Genomic DNA, 1901 nt, shown 5'->3' with positions numbered 1-1901 from the left:
TGGCCTGGTGGCCCGACCATCCGCCGGCGGTTCCCGCCGAGTCCGGCATCGGCCGCATCGCCCAGCGCCGCATCACCGACGCGTCGACGAGGCCTTTCGCCGACGACCGGCTCACGACGCTCTCGCGAACGTACGCCCCCGGCGACACCGACCTGGCATGGACGCGCCTCACGCACTGGCGCGAGCAGCTCGCCGCGGTGCTCGACCAGCCGCCCTACGAGCCGGTCACGGACGTCGAGGTCGTCGGCAGCGGCAGTTCCCCGTCGACGGCGCTCCTGGCCGCGTGGCTGCGGCTGAAGCTCGAAGTCCCCGTCACCTGGCGGTACGCCTCCCCCGAGGAGTGGGACCACGGAATCCGCTCGGTGCGTCTGACGCGCTCCTCCGGCGACATCGTGCTCGAGCGCGCCAACCACACCGACGCCCACCTCTCCCAGCCGCAGCAGCCGGGACACGACATCGTCCTGCCACGCCGCACGCTGCGCGAATGCCTGGCCGAGGAGCTGCGCAGGCTCGATCCGGACGTCCTGTATGGTCGGGTCATCACCCAGGGCTGGGAGTTGCTCGGTCCCGCCGCGACCGGGGAGAAGCATGTCTGAGTTCTTCGCCGAGAAGCGCGTCGTCGTGCGCCCCGACCCCGAGCACGTTGCCCGCTCCGTGGCCTCGCGATTCCTCTCGCGGCTCGCCAAGCGCACCCGCGACGGTCGGGTCACCCACGTCTCGCTGACCGGCGGCGTCATGGGCACCTCGGTGCTGCGCGCCCTGGGTGGCCATCGCAAGCTCGACAGCGTCGACTGGTCTCTCGTGCACTTCTGGTGGACGGACGAGAGGTTCGTCCCGCGAGACAGCGACGAGCGCAACGAGAAGACCGCGCACACCGAGCTGTTCTCCCGCATCGACGTCCCCGCCGAGAACATCCACCCGATCCCCGCGTCCGACGCCGGCGTCGATCTCGATGCCGCGGCCGAAGCCTACGCGCGCGAGCTCGCGCGCTTCGCCGACGACGAAGCCGGAAACGCCTGGCCCACGTTCCAGATCATCTTCCTCGGGGTGGGAGCCGACGGCCACATCGCGTCGCTCTTCCCGGACCGCCCGGAGATCCAGATCACCGACCGCGCCGTGGTCGCCGTGCGCGACTCCCCCAAGCCGCCGCCGGAGCGGGTGACGATGACCCGTCCGGTGATCAACTCCGCCGCTCGCGTGTGGATGGTGCTCGCCGGGGCCGACAAGGCCGCAGCCCTCGGACTCGCCCTCGCGGGTGCAAGCTACGACAGCGTCCCTGCCGCCGGGGCCAAGGGTCGCAAGCGCACGGTGCTCTTCGTCGACGAGGCCGCTGCCGCGCAGGTGCCGCCCGAGCTCATCGACGGCGAATACTGAGGCGAGCCGGCGGATCCGGACACGAAGAAGGGGATGCCGCGAGGCATCCCCTTCATCCGCTCTCGTGAGCGGTCGTCACATACCGCGGCGCTCGCGCAGCTGCTTCAGAGCGTCGTCGAGGAGCGTCACGGCCTCTTCGTCGGTGCGGCGCTCCTTCACGTAGGCCAGGTGCGTCTTGTAGGGCTCCGGCTTGGCCAGGGCGGGGGGGTTCTGCTGATCGCGACCGGCAGGCAGGCCGGAGTGCGGGGAGTCGATCGTGTCGGGGATCTCCTCGTCGGAGATGCCGGCGGCGAAATGGCGCACCGTCTCGTTGCCGAGGGCGTCCCAATACGACACCGCCACGCGGTCCGCGTGGAACCCGTGGTCCTGCTCGCCCATCGGGCCTGCGCCCACCCGCGTACCGCGGATGGCGTTTCCACCTGTAGCCATGTCAGATTCCCTGGAACTTGGTGATCAGGCCGAGGGCCACGATCGAGACGAACCACGCCAGCGCGAGGATGACGGTGAAGCGGTTGAGGTTGCGTTCG

The 1901-nt window shown here is 70.4% G+C and carries 3 protein-coding genes and 1 pseudogene; 2 read left to right on the top strand and 2 right to left on the bottom strand.

Annotated features, from left to right (window positions below; genetic code table 11):
- Both NQ160_RS23175 and pgl read left to right on the top strand, forming a co-directional pair.
- Positions 1 to 596, top strand: a 596-nt coding sequence (locus NQ160_RS23175; RefSeq protein ID WP_257517366.1) for a glucose-6-phosphate dehydrogenase assembly protein OpcA, incomplete at its 5' end; no start/stop codon positions are given.
- The gene (pgl, locus tag NQ160_RS23170; protein ID WP_257517365.1) at positions 589 to 1374 is read left to right on the top strand and encodes a 6-phosphogluconolactonase; all 786 of its coding nucleotides are present in this window, start codon (positions 589 to 591) and stop codon (positions 1372 to 1374) included. The genes NQ160_RS23175 and pgl, both read left to right, overlap by 8 nt.
- A 75-nt stretch (positions 1375 to 1449) precedes the next feature.
- Here the strand turns inward: pgl and NQ160_RS23165 are convergent, their stop codons facing one another.
- Together NQ160_RS23165 and NQ160_RS23160 are read right to left on the bottom strand one after the other, a co-directional pair.
- Positions 1450 to 1803 carry an RNA polymerase-binding protein RbpA gene (locus tag NQ160_RS23165; RefSeq protein ID WP_257517364.1) on the bottom strand — a complete coding sequence of 118 codons (354 nt, stop codon included), beginning with the start codon at positions 1801 to 1803 and terminating at the stop codon, positions 1450 to 1452.
- A gap of 1 nt (position 1804) precedes the next feature.
- Positions 1805 to 1901 (bottom strand): annotated as a pseudogene (locus NQ160_RS23160) (preprotein translocase subunit SecG); the annotation flags it as partial.

The organism is Microbacterium sp. zg.Y909, from assembly GCF_024626565.1.
Note: the sequence above shows the minus strand (reverse complement) of the source record. Positions and strands in the feature narration are given on the sequence as shown.

Coding starts and splice junctions, on each gene's coding strand:
- pgl (WP_257517365.1), top strand. CDS start 589: ATGTCTGAGTTCTTCGCCGAGAAGCGCGTCGTCGTGCGCCCCGACCCC.
- NQ160_RS23165 (WP_257517364.1), bottom strand. CDS start 1,803: ATGGCTACAGGTGGAAACGCCATCCGCGGTACGCGGGTGGGCGCAGGC.